The organism is Fibrobacter succinogenes subsp. succinogenes S85 (assembly GCF_000146505.1).
GTDB classification, from domain to species: Bacteria; Fibrobacterota; Fibrobacteria; order Fibrobacterales; family Fibrobacteraceae; genus Fibrobacter; species Fibrobacter succinogenes.
In genome coordinates, this window is the sequence record NC_017448.1 from 213,267 (window position 1) to 229,879 (window position 16,613).

Sequence of the window (16,613 nt, forward strand, 5' to 3'; positions counted from 1 at the left end):
TGTCTTGAATAGGGGAGGGGGAAGAATCCCCCTGATTGCAGCCCCGGCAATGTCTAAGCAATCAGGCTCCCCTTGCCTAGCACGTCATTGCGAGGAACGTAGTGACGATGCAATCCATAGCCAAGTCTTCCGTCACCCCCTCGCCTAAGGGGACACCCCTTAAAAACCCCGAATTGTCATGCCCGAAGAAATTTCCAATCAACTGTTACTTTTTGACATTGTCAAAATTTATATTATAAATATGGGAATTAAAATCAATATAAATATCGATAATGACATTGAATGCGATATAGAAAGCGTTGTTAAAGATGATTGCAAAATGCCCTCATCCAAGCGCAATATTGTTATTCTTTGTGTTTTAATTCCATTCTTTCTTTTCATGGCTGGTGTATCATCCCCTTTTTGGACGGATAATTACATTGTTTATGCATTGTGTTTGTTGCCATTCTATACGTATATGGTCGTAATTTCAACTTTTGTAAATCCTGAATGGTGTCTAGATTATGTATCAGAAAAGAAATCCTATGCAGCACAATCGTGTTTTGTAGGGATGTCCATTCCAACCGCAATATCTATACTTGGTGGATTTTTCGGTTTTACCGATTATGACGCTTTGTATCATGGAACTTGTGTGATACTCGCATTTAATATTCCGGCATCTATTGTTTTCACTTTTTTATTTGGTTATGAATGTTCACGTTTATACGAAGTAAAAAAAGTGCAAAAAAAGATTTTTTCTATATGTAGTATCAGAACACACCGCGATAAATCTTGACATATCATAATTATGATATTATATTATCATAATAAAGGGGGCTTCCTTGCCGAATATCCGACCGATTTCAGACTTGCGCAACAATTTTACGAGCGTCGCAGAAACCGTACACAAGTATGACGAACCCATGTATCTGACCAAGAATGGCGTGGGCGACATGGTTGTGATGTCCATCGAGTGCTACGAAAAGCAGATGGCACAGTTGGAACTCTATTCGAAACTTGCCGAGGCCATTTCCGAAGTGGAGCGCGGTGCGGAATGCGCCGATGCTGAAAAATTCCTGAAGGACCTGATGAATGGCTAAAAAATACGAAGTCGTCATCACGCCTTCGGCACAAAGGGACCTGACAGAGATTAAGATTTATTTTACGAACATTCTAAAAACAGCTTCAAATTCCGTCTTTGAAAAATTCCTTGAGCAGGTCAGGCTGTTGAAAGTGCATCCGTTCACCTATCCCATCCATCAGGATTCGCTGCTGAAACTCGTCAGCTACAGGGTCATTCCTATCAACAACTATCTGATGTTCTATGTGGTCAGGGGCGATACGGTCCAAATCCATCGCGTACTCTACGCCAAGCGAAATTATACTCAACTATTGGGCATAGGCGAATAATGCTTCACGTGATTGACGCGAAATATATTGGCGATTATAAAATATCCATCGAATTCAACGACGGATACCGTTTTGTCGCTGATTTCAAAAGCGTCATCAAGTCGGATCATCGCCCCATCGTGCAGCAACTTGCAGATATCAAATTTTTTAAAGATTTTACGCTGCAAGTGCACACGATTACATGGCCGAACGGCGTCGATTTCGCCCCGGAATTCATCAAGAGTCTTCAGTAAGCTGAACCCTGTTTGATGCGCCATTCGGGGTCTTAGGGGCAGAGCCCTTAGGAGAGAGGGTGGGGAGCAACGAAGTGCGAGCCAGGGGGAGGCATCCCCCTTTAATTGTCAAACATCTTCGTAATGTCCTTTGCACGAAAGGATGTCGATGAGCAATTAATCGTTCTCCATTGACTCTAATTCGCTGAGCTCATTATTTAGGTTGCATATCGGTGTGTTTTTATATATATTTTATGAAAAGAGGTTACTTTTATGTCGCAAACCACCTTTAGCATCAGAATGGATGACAACCTGAAAAAAGACTTTGATAAGCTTTGTGAAGAGTTTGGCATGTCGATGACCACGGCGATAAATGTCTTTGCTCGTGCCGTTGTGCGCGAGAAGAGGATTCCCTTCGAGGTTTCGTCCACAAAGGCTCCCGCTTATGCTGCTGACAGGCGCGTTTTCTACAATGCAAGTCCAGTTGCGAGCCGTATGTCAATGGTAATGCGCCAGCTTTCTGCCGAGGCAGAAAGAGCTGGGGCCGCCGATATGACTCTAGACGAAATCAATGCCGAAATTGATGCTGCCAGGAGCGGCCGATGAAGTTTTATGCGGTCATTGACACAAATGTCATTGTTTCCGCTTTGCTGAAATGGAACTCTGTTCCTGGAGTCGTATTGCAGGCAGTTTTCAATGGATTTGTTGTTCCTGTATACAATGATGAAATTCTGAATGAGTATCGCAATGTTTTGAATAGGCCGAAATTCGGTTTTTCTTCAGAGTTGATTTCAGAAACCATATCCCAGATAGAATCCTTGGGTGTTATGGAAAATGCTTTGGAAACTGTTGCAGAAGCCATGCCCGATCCCAAGGACATTGTCTTTTATTCCATTGCGCTTTCTCATGGCAAAACCGCCGAAACGCATCTTGTAACGGGGAACGTCAAGCATTTTCCTGCAAATCCGATTGTCGTCACGCCGCGACAGATGTTGGACATTCTGTGCATGTAGTTAATTCGCCACAGAAATTGCATTAAACTTTGACGCTAAAAATCCCCGGCCTCGTGAGTGAGGTCGGGGACTTTAAATGTGGGGGAGGTAGGGCTTATTCCCCGACTTGCAATTTCAGGGGCTTTCCAGCAGGATTCCGGACGACGTAGACTCCGCGCCCAAAGCCGGCCGTCTTGAGTCCGTTCTTGATTTCTATCAACGAAGCCCCTGCGTTCAGGCGGACTTTGCCAAGCATGTTGCCCATCAAGTCAAAGACTTTGTATTCGCCGGCGATTTTAGCGAATGCTCCTGCGGCGATTTTCGGCTTTATGCTCGTGGTTCCTTTGCGTTTGTCCATAATATCGCCTTCAACTTTACCGAAGGCAATCCAGTCGAGGTTTACGTAATCGCTTGTTATTAGGACTTTGAGCACGTGTTCGCCTTTGGTGAGTTCCTTGGTTGTTTTGCCTTTGTACGTAGCGTATGTATCGAAGTCATCGGTTCCAGAAAGCGAGAGTGTATCGGTGATGGGTTCATTGTCCATGAAGAATCGTACGCTTGCGCTTTCCATGCCTGTTGCGTAAGAAAGTTCGAAGGGGAGGGTTCCGCTAGTTTCGACGTTCACGGTGTATTCCAGCCATTCACCCTTCTGCGTGTAGCCCACGGCAAATCCGTCGCCGTTCTTCACGATATCCACGCGGTCTTCGCGATATTCCTTGCCTTGGTTTTCGGTGTCCATGTCATAGTAGGCCTTGCCGGCACCGCCCACGTCATAGTTTTCGAAGTCAATGAAGTTTGCGGGGCCTTCAACGCTTGCACCTACGGCTGGTACATCACACTTGGCTTCTGCATCTTTGAGTTTTTCCTTGCAGAACGGGCTTTGCGGAATAGCGGTCTTGCTATCCTCGAATTCCCAGTAGTCCGCTTCGAAGTCGCCTGCGAACACGAAGAACACGTCGTGCTTGCCAACGGCACCTGTGAGCGGAACTGTTACGAGGCCGTCTGCGGAGAATTCCGCCTTGCCAACAATTTCGCCGTTCACCTTATCCAGACGGACGGTGATGCTCGACGCCTTCTTGACGTTCAGAACGGATGCTGAGAAGCTTTCTGCGCCTGCATCGCCGAATTCCACGCCACTAATCTTGGTGTATTTTCCTTCGGAAAGATTGGTGATGACCGTATTGCCGGCGGTACCGCTCTTACGGACCCTCACGTCTTCGCCCCAGGACATGGTTTCCGCTTCCACGCGCTTGTACGGGTCGAAATCTTCCAGCTGGGCCACGCCATTGTCCGGCCAATAATCAATTTTTTGAATAGTGCCGTCAGCGTTGTACTTCATTTCGGAAAGGCCGACAGAACGACGCTCCTTGTGTTGGAATTTCTGGCCCATCTTCTCGGACTTGTAACGCCAAAGTTCGTAATTTAGGCCGAAAACGTAGGATTTCCCCTTGAAATCGATGATACCCGGGTGGTTTCCGTTACTGCGCGAAGAATGCGGCATAATGTCGCCCTTGTAGGTCCAGGGGCCAGTAATCTTGTCGCTCATGGCATACCCGATACCTTCCGCACAGCAGGTCGATGCGAAAGTCATGTAGTAATTGTTGCCATGCTTGTAAACCCAGGGGCCTTCCTGGTAATCCTTGATTTTGGGGTAGGTGACGATGGAGCCCTGAGTACTAATCATGTCCTTGTTCAACTTGATCATGTACAATTCGGGGTTGCCCCAGTACATGTAGGCCTGTCCGTCGTCGTCAATCCAGACGGTAGGGTCGATATCGTTCCAGTGCTCGCGCTGCCAGACCAGCGCCTTGTTCAAAGGTTCCTTGAAAGGGCCATAAGGGCTGTCCGCCACCAAGACGGAAATGCCATTGCCGTGAATGGGGACGTACATGAACCACTTGCCGTCGCGCTCGATGACCTGTTCCGCCCAGGCCCCGTTAGTCTTTGAGCTCCACTTGATGTCTCCCAGGCTTGCCACGGCACCGTGACTGGTCCAGTTGACCATATCCGTGGATGTGTGCAACAGCCAGTCGTACATCATGAACCCGTCGGCATTGTCCTCGTCGTGGGTCGTGTACAGGTAAACCGTATCCCCATGGACATAGGGCGCCGGGTCCGCCGTATAGTTCGTCGTGATTACAATTTTCTGAGCGAAACCCGTACAAGCCAAGGCCAATACGGAAGAAACGATTAGGTTTTTACCAAACATCTTGATCTCCATTCCTTGTTAATTCCTACACCCAATAACAAAGATATATCTGAAAATGTTTGCGGTTAATCGCTTGCGTAAATCTCTATTGTCATTTTATCAAAAGGGGGGAGATAAGAAAAGCCCGCTCACGGGGGAGTGGCGGGCATAAAGGCGGGGGATATGGGGGTTATTTCCCGGAGGAAACGATAACCTTTGCGGTCTTCAAGATTTTGTTCTTGAGCTTGTAACCCTTCTGGAATACGGTGACAACATGACCTTCCGGGATAGTTTCGGAGGGCTGCTGCATCAGAGCTTCGTGGAGGTTCGGGTCGAATTCCTTGCCGGTCGGGTCAATCTGTTCAAGTCCTGCGTCCGTGAGAACCTTGGCGAACTGGTTGTAAATCATCTGCATGCCTTTTTCGAAGGCTTCGAGATCCTTGGCCTTGTTTTCGCTGGCGAAAGCACGTTCGAAATTGTCCTGGACTTCAGAGAGCTTTTCGAGGAGCTTGCCGTTCGCGGTTTCGATGAGTTCAAGCTGTTCCTTGGCATTACGGCGGCGGAAGTTTTCGAATTCGGCCATCAGACGCACAAAACGGTCGTTAGCATCAGCGAGCTGCTGTTTCAAAATTTCTTCGGCGGAAGGTGCTGCGGGCTGTTCGGCGGCTTTTTCTTCAGCTTTTTTGCCTTCAGCGTCAGCGGTCTTGTCGGCGGCTTCTTCGTTTGAAACACTCTCGTCTTTCGTCTCTTGTCTTTCGTCTTTTTGGGCTTCAGCTTCGAGATTCATTGCATCCTGGGCGGCTTTCAACACATCCTGTTCAAATTTCGCCTGTTCCGAAGAAGAATTACTTTCGTCTTTCGTCTCTCGTCTTTCGTCTAAGTTTTCAGCCATGATATATCAATATTCCTTTAAAAATTGTCCGTTCGGACATCTGTTTTACAATTTCAACACAAAGATAGCAAATACCATGCCAACAAAAAACGTCAAAAATCGTTTTAATGTGAAACAAACAAGACTCCCCTTTCTAAATTAGTGTTGCCGATAATGCGGATTATGTAAACTAAACTATTGCGATAATTATCGGTCTTTTGACGTTTTTCTTTGTTGAATCGCTTTTGTGTTGGGTACACAAGTCTTATTACTGGTATGCGCATTAACGCCTTCGTAAAAACTTATTTTGTTGATGAATATACAAAAAATTGTATTTTTATAACAACATTTGTCTCTCCAGACAACGCAAGAAGGAATTTTATGATTAAAAAGATTTTGCCGATTTCTGCGGTAGCAGCCCTAGCCCTTACAGCTTGCTTTTCTGATGAAGCATCTCCGGTTGCGCCAACCAACCCAAATTCGGTAACGTCTCAGGAATTCAGTTCGTCTTCTGCGGTTGTCAGCTCTTCATTTGCTGATATTGTTTTGTCTAGCTCGGACAATGGCTCGCTTCATTCGTTCACGCAAAACGAATGCACCGTGAAAAAACAGTCGGACAATGTTGTCGTTATGGATTATACCATTGCAAATTCTGAAAGAACAACGATGAAAATGACTCTTGTCGGTGCAGACGTTGAAATGGACCTGACGACCACTTATGATATTTCTGTGCCTGATGCTGAAATTGCACAAATGTGCGAAGAAAGCAAGGTTGGCTCTGAGACAATGAATGCGAGTGTCGTTTGCGAAGGTCGCTCCATTTCTGTGAAGTACAAGGATTCGGCGAATGGTCACACTGTAGAAGACGTTATTGAGTCAGCAAACGAGCTTTGTATGTTGATGGATAAGTATAAAACACCCTCATCAAGCTCAACCGTACTCTCCTCCAGTTCCATCACTCCCCTATCAAGTTCATCATTTGAAATTCCTGTAAGCACCAAACAAAAGCCAAACGATGCGACGTGCAAAATTGAAGTCGATACAGAAAATGACTTTGCCATTACCATAGTGAAGCCGGACTCCATAATCCTCCATATTTCGGCAAGCCATCATAATGATATTTTAAATATTACCGAAATGATGCAATTTGATGAAAGTGTTCCACAATCTGTAATTACAGAACTTTGTGAAGAAGCCTATAAGGAAGAAAGGGAAGACCCAACTGGTGCTATCATCACCTGTAACGATAGAGACTTTACAGAAACTGTAACGGTAGAGACGGATATGAATGCCCTCCCCGTCTTTACCGCAACTTTAGTGACCATATGCGACCAAATTGAGGAAACAGGAATATACATAGAGGACTTGTAATAATCGGCGCTTTTTTACTAAATTTGGCGCCATGATTAATTTTATCAAGTCTATTTACTCCGGTTTGTGCATTGGGCTCGGCGGAACGGTTTATCTTTCTTGCGATAATAAGATTCTCGGTTCGTTCTTGTTCGGGCTCGGCCTTTTTACGATTTTAAATTTCGGGTTTAATCTTTTTACGGGTAAAGTTGGTTACTTTGTCAATAACAAGATTAATTATTGGGGGTTTTTAGGAATTGTCTGGCTCGGTAATTTTATCGGGACTTTCGTTTTTGCAAAGTTGATCGCTGCGACCCGCTATGGCGCGGCACTTCAAGCTAAAGCTAACGCACTTTGCGTGATCAAGAACGGTGATGGATTTGCTAGTTTGCTCGTACTCGGGATTTTCTGCGGGATGCTCATGTTCATCGCGGCAGACGGCTACAAGACCGTAGAAAACCAGGTCGGGAAAGTGCTTATCGTGTTCCTCCCGGTGATGGTCTTTATCTTGAGTGGTTTCGAGCACTGCATTGCTGACATGTTCTATTTTTCGCTGGCGGGCGATTTTTCAATGACAATGCTCAAGGCACTTGTTGCAATTACGATCGGCAATTCCATTGGCGGTGGGCTCATCCCGCTCATGCAAAAGTTGAACGCCAAGTCCGCGAAAGCATAAGAAAAAATTCTTCCTACAGAAAAAGCGCAGTCCACGAGGAATTGCGCTTTTTTCGTAAATAGGCGATTCCGGTATGGAGGCCGGAATGACAAATAACATTTATCCGAGGTCTTTGATGACCATGATACCGCTGCGTTCAATCTTCGGATACTGACGCATGCCTTCCCCACCCTTGCCCTTGTCAAGGATTTCGAGGAGCTTGCCATCTGTGGAGTACAGGTGCAGTTCCCACGGGCCATTCGGAGCATTGAAGTAACCGGAGTTCTTTTGCACGTTGCGCTGGAACGTTCTGTTCAAGCGGTCGGCAACGCTGCGGGCGTGAACGAGCGAAACGTCTGCGAGATTCCAGGAAATCGGCACGCCGCCCATGTCGAAAATGAGCACGGCATCGACGTCGGTTTCTTCCTTCATCGTGAATTTCCAGCTGAAGTTCTGCCAGCTCGTGCTCAAGTCGAGAATACGGCCGTTTGCATACGGCGTATAGCTTTCGCAGTCCTTCTTGATGTTCACGTTGAGCGTACGCGGCTTGTCAGCCTTGGCGCGCATGCTAAAAATGTACGTCACGCCCTTGTGGAGCGCAAAGTGCTGCTTGAACTGGAGATTCCAGGAATCCTTGCCGCCCTTCTTGATGTCGAAATGCACAACGCCATCCTTGACGGTCACATCGCCCTTTCCACCCCAGAAGTCAGTCGTCCAGCCAGAAAGCGGATCTTCGGCATTGAATTCACCGTTTTCAATGATATTCGCACCAGTTCCCTGAGAGCCGGTTGTGAAATCCTTATTCTGGATAAAGTTTGGAATCACGCTCGTATTCTGGATGCCGAGAGGACTATCGACAGCGACTTCCTTGCCCCAGCCAATAAGCGTGTTGTAGGAGCCGTGAACCGTCATATCCATTTCTGGACTGTCGAAGTTACCCGGACCCCAGCTCCATGCGAGCCAGCCGATGTTCAAGCGTTCGCATTCCGACATGATAAACTTGTACGGGATTTCACGGACGCCGCCAGCAGCCACCGGAGCAAATTCGCCAACAATCAGCGGAATCTTACGCTTGAGGGATTCTTCGAGCGTACCCTTGATGCGGTCCTTGACGGTTTCGTAGCCTGTTGCCACCGGATTGTGGCGTTCGGTCGGCCACCACATGTGAATAGAGAAAATCAAGTTGTGTTCGGAGTCTGCCTGCAAAAGCTTCGGGCCCACGTTCAACAAATTCTTTTCGTTCTGGCCCCATTCGTCAGCGTCGATCATGATCGGCACACGCACGCCAGAGGCGCGGAGCTTTGTAACGATGATGTTGTAGGCATTGAAAAATTCATCGGCGCTCTGGGCCTTGTCGCCCGGTTCGTTACCGATGTTCAAAATCAAATATTCCTGATGATTGTAAATCATCTGGAGCGTTTCTTCGCGAAGCCAAAATTCAAGGGCGTCGCTCAGGCGGTCCCAGTTACCGGTCGTGTCATGAATTTCCGGGATAGGAATCATGCCGTTGGCAATACAAAGCGAAATAATGTTGTCGAGGTCGCTGATGCGGCCTCGAGTATTCCAAACAATTCTTACACAGTTTGCGCCAGTCTTTGCAATTTCGGGAATGGTCTTGCCTTCACGATCCGTCCAAATAAACATGTGGTTTACACCACGAAGAACAACCTTTTCGTTGTCCTTGCTATACAGAAAAGAATCTTGAACGAAAAAGCCCGGTTTCACAGATGAGCCGTTCATGTCTTTAATTTTCTCCATAAGGTCAATTAATCCATTATAAATATACAACTAAATGTTTTTTTAGAGCCAAAATTTTTTCGCATATATAAAAAATTCAGCGCTCAACCATGGACTTTTCAAGCAAAATATGTGCCACAAGGCGTAAGCTCGGCTATTTGAGCCTTATGGATGCTGACGCGTTTGATTTGGCGACTTCAGATGGAAGTTGTGGCGGCACTACATTTCCGATGTTTTTCGCCGAGTAGTTCGATAACGAACGTTCAGGAAGATGTTTCCAGTAGCGTACAGGCAAGCAACGTCGAAGAAGGCGCGGGTTGAGCCGCTCCTTGATCGCCATCGTGTCGTAGTAAGACTTCCACATGCGTGTGAATTCATCTGGAGGGGCGTGCGCTGAAATGTAATTCGGGTCGGGAACCGTTACAAAATGTGTTCGGTAATTCTCGTAATAGACGCCAAAGCCTCGCTTGACATCGATAATCGCCCATGTGCCGTTGGGGAAACGGCACCGGAAATGCCCGACAATCATTTCGAGAATGTCGTACTTCGGTTCGATTTCGGCGATATACATGCCATCGGGTGCTTTGTTGAAACGCACCATTCCATACATGTTGTCCATTTCGCGACGCACGGAACGCGCAATGGTAATGAGCGGAATCATTTCGAGACTTGACGGATTGCGACCGTAATTCGGGTCTAGCCCCGCAAAAAGCTTGCGCAGGTACGCAAGAATGTTCATCTCAATGTTCGCGTCTTCGGAACGGAAACACGTTTCGAGCAAATTCAAGACGTCTTTACTTGCCGCATTGGTAATGGCTCGCTTGAGGCGGTTGGCTGAGTCTTCGGAGGTTTCGACATGGAAGGGCAGCGCGAAAAGGTCGGTTGCCGCTTCACGTTCCGCTTCGTACGTGCGTTCGGCGACAAAGCAAGAAACATTGAGATGTTGGCGGTAAATCTCGAAAACGGCACTCAAGAAGCCGTCGAAAGTAGAATCGTAATGAATCGCGAGAGACATGATTTAGTAGGAAGTAGACAGTAGGAAGTAGACGGTTGAACTTAGGAGTTGGCTGAAAGTTGTGCGGCTTTTGGCTGTGGCAGTGCGGCGGGCATGGTGTCAAATAGATCGAGTTGATCGTTCTTGGGTTTGCCTGCTATGAGCAAGGGACGAATCATCTCGGGATAAAGTTTGTGTAGTTCTCGCGGCACGTCGCTATCGTAGATGAAGTATTTCGCGCGCTTAAGCACCACCCCCATCTTCTTTAAATGCTCGAGCCTGATTTTAGAATAACGCCTTCCACTGACAATGAGCTGTGCTGACCTCACGCCAATGCCGGGCACGCGCAAAATCATCTCATAATCGGCAGTTTGCAAATCGACCGGGAAGCATTCCGGATGGCGAAGCGCCCACATCACTTTCGGATCTAAATCCGGGTCTAGGAATGGATTCTTCTCGTCAAGAATCTCGTTGTACTCGAACTTGTAAAAGCGCATGAGCCAGTCGGCCTGATAAAGCCGGTGTTCGCGTAAAAGCGGTGGCTTGGTTGTAATTACTGGCAAGCGTTTGTCCGCATTTATGGGTACATACCCCGAAAAATAAACACGCTTCATTTGCTGTTGCTTGTAAAAGCCTGCCGAAAGCGTCAAAATTTGGAAGTCGGTCTCCCCCGACGCTCCGACAATCATCTGTGTGCTCTGCCCTGCCGGCAAGAACTTCGGAGAATATTTGGACTTGTCCGTTTTGTATTCAAGCTTGCGTTCCGCCAAGAAATTCATCGGGCGGTAAATGGATGCAAAATTCTTTTCGGGAGCAAGGTATTGCAACTGCTTGTCCGAAGGGATTTCGATATTCACGCTGCTGCGGTCGGCATAAAGCCCTGCCTCGAACAAAAGCCTAGAACTTGCGCCAGGAATCGCCTTTAAATGGATGTAACCGCCAAAATGGTGTACCAAACGCAATTCCTTAGCCACTTTAATTAACAGTTCCATCGTGTAATCAGGCGTGCCAATCACTGCAGAGCTCAAGAAAAGCCCTTCAATGTAATTACGGCGGTAAAATTCCAACGTAAGGTTGATGAGTTCTTTGGGCGTAAAAGTCGCTCGCGGGATGTCGTTACTGCGTCGGTTCACGCAATAGGCGCAATCGTACTTGCAGGCGTTACTGAACAGCACTTTTAAAAGCGAAATGCAGCGTCCATCGGCGCTCCACGTATGGCAAATGCCTGAGCTATGCCCGCACCCCATCCCGCCTTTCGGCGAATTGCGCTTGGAACCGCTCGACGAGCACGAAACATCGTACTTGGCGGCATCGCCTAGAATGTTCAGTTTATCGCGTAAATCCATTTTTGCCCATCGTTTTTAACGACACACTTGTTTACTTGCCTTTTTGTTCACTAAATATAATATTTACTGCACAAAAAAGCAAACTATTTCTAAAATTTTGAAAAAAAATGGTTGTTGATTTTAGTTTTGCTAGCCTTTTCGTGTCAGTTTTTACAATTAGTGAAAACACTTGATTTTCTAAACAAAGTGTCTAAAACAGCGTAAAAATTTTTCTGAAATATGGATTGTCATTAACCCATCTTTTTACTATAATTGCCCCCGATGAAAAGAATGGAACTTGTTGACTTCGAGCTCGCCTTCAAGCAAGCAGCCTCGACCCACAAAAAGGTCGGTTGGGTTTCAGTTTTTGACAAGACTATTCATTTTTTTAAGAGTTTTATTTTTAAGGCAAAGGCATTTAGCTTTTGCCTTTCTTTTTACCCCAACAACTGTGACGTAAGGTAAATCATGAACGAAAAATTTCAATGGAAAGCAAAGCGCGAGCGTAAGGCTTTTATAGCCTTGGCTGACGGAGCCGTATTCCACGGTTACGCCTTTGGCGAAAAGAAAGATACCGTTGGCGAAGCCGTGTTTAACACCGGTATGGCTGGTTACAAGCAGATTTTGACCGACCCGTCTTACGCTGGTCAGTTCGTGGTTTTCACCACGGCCGAAGTTGGCGCTTACGCTACGAACTTTGAAAAGTCCGAATCCCGCCAGGTTTTCTTGAACGGAATTGTCGTGAACTCCCTCGACTGGGTTTCCAAGGAACTGAACGAAGAATCGCTTCATGATTACATGCTCGCCCAGAAGAAGGCAGGCATTGCAGGCGTTGATACTCGCGCCCTCACGCTCCACCTCCGCACGCACGGCGCCCAGAAGGCTTACCTCCACGTCGAAGACACGGAAATGACCGAAGCCGAAGCTATCGCAAAGGCAAAGGCTTGGGAAGGCCTCGACGGTCAGGATTATGCGAGCAAGGTGAGCGACCCGAACGGCTACGAATTCAATAACGAAGGCAAGTACCACATCGTCGCTCTCGATTTCGGTATCAAGACGAACATCTTGAGAAACCTCGCCGCACAGGACATGCGCATCACGGTTATGCCGATTGGCACGAGCTACGAAAAGATCATGGAACAGAAGCCGGATGGCGTGTTCCTCTCCAACGGCCCTGCCGACCCGAACAGCCTCCCGCAGGTTTACAACATGGTCAAGCAGCTCCTCGGCAAGATCCCTCTCATGGGTATCTGCCTTGGTAACCAGCTTTTGGGCCTTGCTCTCGGTGCTAAGGTTTCCAAGCTCAAGTTCGGCCACCACGGCTGCAACCATCCGGTCAAGAACCTCTTGACGGGCGCTGTCGAAATCACGTCACAGAACCACAACTACGCCATTGACGAAAAGTCTCTCCCCGCCGATGTCGAAGTCACGCACATCAACCTGAACGACAACACGGTCGAAGGCATCCGCCACAAAAAGTTCCCGGCATTCAGCGTGCAGTACCATCCGGAATCTGCCCCGGGTCCGAACGATTCCATGTACTTATTCAAAGAATTTAAGAAGATGATTGAAGATTTCAAGGGAGGCAAGAATGCCTAAGCGTACCGACATCAAGAAGATTATGCTCATCGGTTCTGGCCCGATTGTGATTGGCCAGGGCTGCGAATTCGACTACTCCGGCGTGCAGGCTTGCAAGGTGCTTCGTCGTGAAGGTTACGAAGTGGTGCTCGTGAACTCCAACCCGGCAACCATCATGACCGACCCGGAAATGGCTGACCGCACTTACATCGAACCGCTGAGCGTCGATATTCTCCACGAAATCATCCGTCGCGAACGCCCCGATGCATTGCTCCCGACTCTCGGTGGCCAGACCGCCTTGAACCTCGCCATGGAACTCAACGAACGCGGCATTCTCGACCGCTACCAGGTGGAACTCATCGGTGCTAAAGCCGAATCCATCCAGCGCGCCGAAGACCGTCACTTGTTCAAGGAAGCCATGCTCAAGATCGGGCTTGACCTCCCCCGTTCCGGTTCCGCACACTCCATGAGCGAAGCAACCGCTATCGCCCACACCATCGGAAGCTGGCCGTTGATCATCCGTCCGGGCTTTACGCTTGGTGGTACTGGAGGCGGTATCGCCCACAACGAAGAAGAATTCGAAACCATCGTGAACCGCGGTCTTGACGCCTCGCTCAACAACGAAGTGCTTATTGAAGAATCGCTCCTCGGCTGGAAAGAATTCGAAATGGAAGTCATGCGCGATAAGAAGGGCAATGCCGTTATCGTCTGCTCCATTGAAAACCTCGACCCGATGGGTGTTCACACCGGTGACTCCATCACGGTTGCTCCGATCCAGAGCCTTGATGACCGCGCCTACCAGGCCATGCGTGATGACTCCTTGAAGGTCATGGAAGCAATCGGCGTGGAAACCGGTGGATCTAACGTGCAGTGGGCTATCGAACCGAAGACCGGCCGTCGCATCATCATCGAAATGAACCCGCGTGTGTCCCGTTCTTCCGCTCTTGCATCCAAGGCAACGGGCTTCCCCATCGCAAAGATTGCAGCACTTCTCGCCGTGGGTTATACGCTCGACGAACTCCGCAACGACATCACGCAATCGACCCCGAGCTGCTTCGAACCGGCTCTTGACTATGTTGTTGTAAAGGTCCCGCGCTTTACATTCGAAAAGTTCCCGAAGGCAGATTCCACGCTCGGCACCCAGATGAAGTCTGTGGGCGAAGCCATGGCCATCGGTACGAACTTCAAACAGGCTATGCAGAAGGCCCTCCGCTCTCTCGAAACGGGATTCGGCGGATTCGGTGCCTGCGCCAAGTGCGAAAAGTTCAAGGAATACGACGACGAAACGCTCGCCAAGGAAGTCGCACGCCCGAGTGCAGAACGCATCTTCGTAGTCTACGAAGCATTCCGCCGCGGCTGGGACATCGAAAAGCTTTACGATGTGACCAGAATCGACCGCTACTTCCTCCGTCACCTCGAAGAACTCGCCTGCTTCGAAGACGAAATCACGGCTGCAGGTTCTCTCGAAAACCTCGCCAAGGATAAGGCTCTCTTCCGCCAGGCTAAGGAATTCGGCTTCAGCGATATCCAGATCGGTTACCTCTTCCACAAGACTCCCGAAGAAGTCATGGCAGTGCGTAAGCAGATCGGTCTCGTCCCGAGCTACTACTCCGTCGATACTTGCGCCGGCGAATTCGAAGCTATCACTCCTTATTACTATAGCTGCTACGCCGACAATACCGAACCGGTCCGCGAAATTCCGGGTCACCAAAGCAAGAAGCGCATCATGGTGCTCGGCGGTGGTCCGAACAGAATCGGTCAGGGCATTGAATTTGACTACTGCTGCTGCCACGCTGCATTTACGCTCCGCAAGCACGGCTTTGAAGTCATCATGGTGAACTCTAACCCCGAAACGGTTTCTACCGACTACGATACTTCGGACAAGCTCTACTTTGAACCGCTTACGCTCGAAGACGTGATGGGCATTTACGAACGCGAAAAGTGCGCGGGCGTGATTGTTCAGTTCGGTGGTCAGACTCCGCTGAACCTTGCTATGCGTCTCAAGAAGGCTGGTGCAAATGTCATCGGTACAAGCCCCGAAGACATCGACCTCGCCGAAGACCGCGACTTCTTCAAGCAGCTCGTCACCAAGATTGGTATCAAGCAGGCCGAAAGCGGCATTGCACACAATGTCGAAGAAGCCCTCGCCATTGTCGATAAGATCGGTTACCCGGTTCTCGTGCGCCCGAGCTTCGTTCTCGGTGGCCGCGGCATGGTGATTGTCTACAAGGAAAAGTACCTCCGCAAGTTCGTGGAAGAAGCTGCCGCCATTGGCGAAGGCAAGCCGATCCTCATCGACCGCTTCCTCGAAGACGCAACCGAACTCGATGTGGACTGCATCAGCGATGGCAAGCACACCGTTATCGGCGCCATCATGGAACACGTGGAACCCGCAGGTATCCACTCCGGAGACTCCGCTAGCGTCATCCCGCCGATGACCCTCTCCAAGGAAATTCAGGACAAGGTCCGTGAATTCGCCAAGGAATTTGCAAAGGAACTCCACGTCGTGGGTCTCATGAACATGCAGCTCGCCGTCAAGGATGGCGAACTCTACATGATCGAAGTGAACCCGCGTGCATCCCGTACGGTGCCGTTCGTTTCCAAGTCCATCGGCGTGCCGCTCGCAAGCTATGCAACACGCTGCATGACCGGCGAATCTCTCGAACAAATCGGCTTTACCGAAGAAGTCCGCGTGCCTTACGTGAGCGTTAAGGAAGCTGTCTTCCCGTTCGTCAAGTTCCCGGGCGTCGACATCACGCTTTCTCCGGAAATGAAGTCCACTGGTGAAGTCATGAGCCTCGATCGCGACCGCGGTCTTGCCTACCTCAAGAGCCAGCTAGCATCCGGCAACAAGGTCCCGAGCCAGGGCAACATTTTCGTCTCGCTCAAGGACGAAGACAAGCAGAAGGCAGTACCGCTCATTCGCCAGCTCGTGAACCTCGGTTACGAACTGTACGCCACCCGCGGCACCTCCACGATGCTCTACAACGAAGGCATCAAGACTCGCGCCGTATTCCGTATCTCCCGTGGTCGCCCGAACCTGCTCGACCTTATCCACGATAAGGAAGTGCAGTGGATCGTGAACACCACCGAAACTGGCGCAGAAGCCATGGTCGACGAAATCCAAATGCGCTCCAAGGCTGTGGTCTCTGGCATTCCTATCACGACGACCATCGCCGCCCTCACCTCTACCGTGGAAGGCCTCATGGACAAGCACGACTTCGGAAGATTCGAAGTGTGCAGTCTCCAGGAATACCATAGACACGTGAAGAAGTAAGGCGGATGAAAGAGGGGAAAGTCTTCCCCTCGCTTCAGCCCCGTC

15 protein-coding genes are annotated in these 16,613 nt (G+C 49.0%); 10 read left to right on the forward strand and 5 right to left on the reverse strand.

Going from position 1 to position 16,613, the window contains the following annotated elements; genetic code table 11:
- Positions 1-178: 178 nt before the first annotated feature.
- The 6 genes from FSU_RS00890 (at position 179) to FSU_RS00915 (ending at position 2,614) form a co-directional block, all read left to right on the forward strand.
- Positions 179-775, forward strand: a complete 597-nt coding sequence (locus tag FSU_RS00890; protein ID WP_014545031.1) for a hypothetical protein — start codon at positions 179-181, stop codon at positions 773-775.
- A gap of 46 nt (positions 776-821) precedes the next feature.
- Positions 822-1,079, forward strand: a complete 258-nt coding sequence (locus tag FSU_RS00895) for a type II toxin-antitoxin system Phd/YefM family antitoxin (RefSeq protein ID WP_014545032.1) — start codon at positions 822-824, stop codon at positions 1,077-1,079.
- Positions 1,072-1,389, forward strand: a complete 318-nt coding sequence (locus FSU_RS00900; protein WP_015732458.1) for a type II toxin-antitoxin system RelE/ParE family toxin — start codon at positions 1,072-1,074, stop codon at positions 1,387-1,389. Before FSU_RS00895 ends, FSU_RS00900 begins: the two co-directional genes overlap by 8 nt.
- A complete protein-coding gene (locus tag FSU_RS00905; protein WP_014545033.1) occupies positions 1,389-1,622 on the forward strand; it encodes a DUF2442 domain-containing protein in 234 nt (77 codons plus the stop codon). The genes FSU_RS00900 and FSU_RS00905 overlap by 1 nt, the downstream gene beginning before the upstream one ends.
- Before the next feature lie 252 nt (positions 1,623-1,874).
- Complete coding sequence (locus tag FSU_RS00910; RefSeq protein WP_014545034.1) at positions 1,875-2,207, forward strand: type II toxin-antitoxin system RelB/DinJ family antitoxin; 333 nt, start codon at positions 1,875-1,877, stop codon at positions 2,205-2,207.
- The gene (locus tag FSU_RS00915; protein WP_014545035.1) at positions 2,204-2,614 is read left to right on the forward strand and encodes a putative toxin-antitoxin system toxin component, PIN family; all 411 of its coding nucleotides are present in this window, start codon (positions 2,204-2,206) and stop codon (positions 2,612-2,614) included. The genes FSU_RS00910 and FSU_RS00915 overlap by 4 nt, the downstream gene beginning before the upstream one ends.
- Positions 2,615-2,708: 94 nt before the next feature.
- Here FSU_RS00915 and FSU_RS00920 read toward each other — a convergent pair whose 3' ends face one another.
- Entirely contained in the window at positions 2,709-4,802 is a 2,094-nt protein-coding gene (locus FSU_RS00920) for a family 43 glycosylhydrolase (protein ID WP_014545036.1), read from the reverse strand.
- Positions 4,803-4,971: 169 nt separating this feature from the next.
- The gene (gene grpE, locus FSU_RS00925) at positions 4,972-5,673 is read right to left on the reverse strand and encodes a nucleotide exchange factor GrpE (protein WP_014545037.1); all 702 of its coding nucleotides are present in this window, start codon (positions 5,671-5,673) and stop codon (positions 4,972-4,974) included.
- Positions 5,674-6,033: 360 nt separating this feature from the next.
- On the opposite strand from grpE, the gene FSU_RS00930 reads away from it, so the two are divergent.
- Both FSU_RS00930 and FSU_RS00935 read left to right on the forward strand, forming a co-directional pair.
- The gene (locus tag FSU_RS00930; protein WP_015732459.1) at positions 6,034-7,023 is read left to right on the forward strand and encodes a hypothetical protein; all 990 of its coding nucleotides are present in this window, start codon (positions 6,034-6,036) and stop codon (positions 7,021-7,023) included.
- A 31-nt stretch (positions 7,024-7,054) separates the two neighbouring features.
- Positions 7,055-7,678: a formate/nitrite transporter family protein gene (locus FSU_RS00935; RefSeq protein WP_014545039.1), complete on the forward strand. Its 624-nt coding sequence runs from the start codon at positions 7,055-7,057 to the stop codon at positions 7,676-7,678.
- Positions 7,679-7,777: 99 nt separating this feature from the next.
- On the opposite strand, the gene FSU_RS00940 is transcribed toward FSU_RS00935, so the two are convergent.
- From FSU_RS00940 to FSU_RS00950, 3 genes are all read right to left on the reverse strand, one after another.
- Positions 7,778-9,415, reverse strand: coding sequence for a cellulase family glycosylhydrolase (locus FSU_RS00940; RefSeq protein ID WP_015732460.1), 1,638 nt, complete (start codon positions 9,413-9,415; stop codon positions 7,778-7,780).
- Positions 9,416-9,548: 133 nt separating this feature from the next.
- A complete protein-coding gene (locus FSU_RS00945; protein WP_014545041.1) occupies positions 9,549-10,409 on the reverse strand; it encodes a TIGR03915 family putative DNA repair protein in 861 nt (286 codons plus the stop codon).
- A 41-nt stretch (positions 10,410-10,450) separates the two neighbouring features.
- Entirely contained in the window at positions 10,451-11,734 is a 1,284-nt protein-coding gene (locus tag FSU_RS00950) for a putative DNA modification/repair radical SAM protein (protein WP_014545042.1), read from the reverse strand.
- 447 nt (positions 11,735-12,181) lie between these two features.
- Here FSU_RS00950 and carA point away from each other — a divergent pair, with 447 nt between their 5' ends.
- Together carA and carB are read left to right on the forward strand one after the other, a co-directional pair.
- Positions 12,182-13,312: a glutamine-hydrolyzing carbamoyl-phosphate synthase small subunit gene (gene carA, locus FSU_RS00955; protein WP_014545043.1), complete on the forward strand. Its 1,131-nt coding sequence runs from the start codon at positions 12,182-12,184 to the stop codon at positions 13,310-13,312.
- Positions 13,305-16,568 (forward strand): carbamoyl-phosphate synthase large subunit, encoded by a 3,264-nt coding sequence (carB, locus tag FSU_RS00960; RefSeq protein WP_014545044.1) that lies wholly within the window; start codon positions 13,305-13,307, stop codon positions 16,566-16,568. Before carA ends, carB begins: the two co-directional genes overlap by 8 nt.
- Positions 16,569-16,613 lie beyond the last annotated feature (45 nt).